2 protein-coding genes are annotated in these 2,151 nt (G+C 50.7%); one reads left to right on the forward strand and one right to left on the reverse strand.

Annotated features, from left to right (window positions below):
• The first annotated feature begins 283 nt into the window (after positions 1-283).
• A complete protein-coding gene (locus HMPREF2955_RS13240; protein WP_070723907.1) occupies positions 284-1,903 on the forward strand; it encodes a sialidase family protein in 1,620 nt (539 codons plus the stop codon).
• 92 nt (positions 1,904-1,995) lie between these two features.
• On the opposite strand, the gene HMPREF2955_RS16360 is transcribed toward HMPREF2955_RS13240, so the two are convergent.
• On the reverse strand, positions 1,996-2,136 hold the full coding sequence (locus tag HMPREF2955_RS16360) for a hypothetical protein (protein WP_168166902.1): 141 nt from the start codon (positions 2,134-2,136) through the stop codon (positions 1,996-1,998).
• Between the last annotated feature and the right edge of the window lie 15 nt (positions 2,137-2,151).

Below are 2,151 nucleotides of genomic sequence, written 5' to 3' on the forward strand. Positions count from 1 at the left end.
CTAGTTCAGTCTAGCTTTCGGACAAGTCGGACAAGTCAGACAAGTCAGACAAGTCGGACAAGTCAGACCTGTCCAATTAGCCTAACGCCACCTCTGCATTTGGCTTAACTCCATAACTCCTTAAAGGTGAAAAGGTGAAAGGGTGAAAAGGTGGAAAAAATAGCTAACGCCACCTCTGCATTTTGCTTAACTCCATAACTCCTTAACTCCTTAACTCCATAACTCCTTAACTACTCAACTCCATAACTCCTTAACTACTCATAATAAACCCAAACAACAAATTATGCGACTATTTCTCATTGCCGTTTTATCGGCCATTACTTTTGCCGCGCAAGCTAGCGATACGCTTTTTGTTCAGCAGCCGCAATACCCCATACTTATCGAACGCCACGACAACATTTTGATGTTAATGCGTATTGATGCCAAAGAAACGGGCACGCTTAACGCCCTAACATTAGACTTGGGTAACGCACCGCGCGAGCAGATAAAAGCCTTAAAGCTGTATTATGGCGGCACAGATGCTCGGCAAGACTACGGCAAACGCCGTATGAACCCCGTGGAGTACATCACCAACTTCACCCCAGGACGAACAATGGAGGCCATCCCTTCGTACTCGGTGAAACAAGACGAGGTGCAACCCACGCAAACCACCGTTACCCTTCGTAGCAAGCAAAAGCTTTTCCCTGGCTACAACTTCTTTTGGGTGAGCATCGAAATGCAACCCACCGCTGCTTTGCACACCACTTTCAACATCGCTTTGCGCGAGGCTCTGGGCGACAACAGCCCCCTAACGGTTGAAAACGTGGGCCAACCTGCACCACTTCGCCGTATGGGTATCGGCGTTAGGCATGCTGGCGACGATGGCGTGGCCGCCTATCGCATCCCCGGACTGGTTACTACCAATCGCGGAACATTGCTCGGCGTGTACGATGTACGCCATAACAACAGCGTAGACTTGCAAGAATATGTAGATGTAGGGCTTAGCCGCAGTACAGATGGCGGTCGTTCGTGGGAGCCAATGCGCCTTCCCATGTCCTTTGGCGAGACTGGTGGACTGCCCAAAGCACAAAACGGCGTTGGCGATCCCAGCATACTTGTAGACACAAAGACCAACACCGTATGGGTTGTAGCGGCTTGGACGCACGGCATGGGCAACGAAAGGGCGTGGTGGAGTTCGCAACCGGGCATGGATTACAACCACACTGCGCAATTGGTCCTGGTGCGAAGCGACGACGATGGCCAAACATGGTCGGAGCCGATAAACATCACTTCTCAGGTTAAACTGCCCGAATGGCATTTCCTTTTGCAAGGACCAGGCCGTGGCATCACCATGACCGACGGCACTTTGGTGTTCCCCATACAGTTTATTAAGGCCAATCGCGAACCTTCGGCCGGTATTATGTACAGCAAAGACCGCGGAAAAACATGGCACATCAACAAACCTGCACGCGACAACACCACAGAGGCGCAAGTGGCCGAAGTGGAGAAAGGCGTGCTGATGTTGAACATGCGCGACAACCGCGGAGGAAGTCGTGCCGTGTGTACAACGCGCGACCTTGGTGCCACTTGGACCGAGCATCCCTCTTCGCGCAGTGCCCTTATCGAACCTGTTTGCATGGGTAGTCTTATCAGCGTTAAGGCTAAGGACAATGTTTTGAAACGCGACATCCTGCTTTTCTCCAATCCCAACTCTACCAAACACCGCAACAACATCACCATTAAGATGAGTCTTGATGGCGGAAAAACGTGGTTGCCCGAACATCAGGTGTTGCTCGATGAGGGTTTTGGTTGGGGTTACTCGTGCCTTACGATGATAGATCGTGAAACCATTGGCATTCTCTACGAAAGCAGCGTTGCGCAGATGACCTTCCAGCGCATTCCTTTGAAAGACTTGATGAAGTAACACGGGTGTGCTTTAACATGGTTAAAAGCTTTGGCCGAGAACTGCGAATGTGGTTCTCGGCCGTATTTTTGTGCAACATGCGTGTCGGTATGTTATTCCTTAGCGGGCAATATTCGCTTATACATTCCCATGATGTCGTCTTGGTTGGTCGTGAGCAACATGCCCCACAGCCGCTCGTGTTGGCTGTTGTAAACGTACGTCCTTTCGGTGTCGTTGCCCACTTGCGCGTGCATGCAATATAATTATTT

Source organism: Prevotella sp. HMSC073D09 (assembly GCF_001814145.1).
GTDB lineage: Bacteria > Bacteroidota > Bacteroidia > Bacteroidales > Bacteroidaceae > Prevotella > Prevotella conceptionensis.

Bases quoted from the DNA above. Each gene is read 5' to 3' on its own strand.
- HMPREF2955_RS13240 (WP_070723907.1), top strand. From the start codon at position 284: ATGCGACTATTTCTCATTGCCGTTTTATCGGCCATTACTTTTGCCGCG.
- HMPREF2955_RS16360 (WP_168166902.1), bottom strand. From the start codon at position 2,136: ATGCACGCGCAAGTGGGCAACGACACCGAAAGGACGTACGTTTACAAC.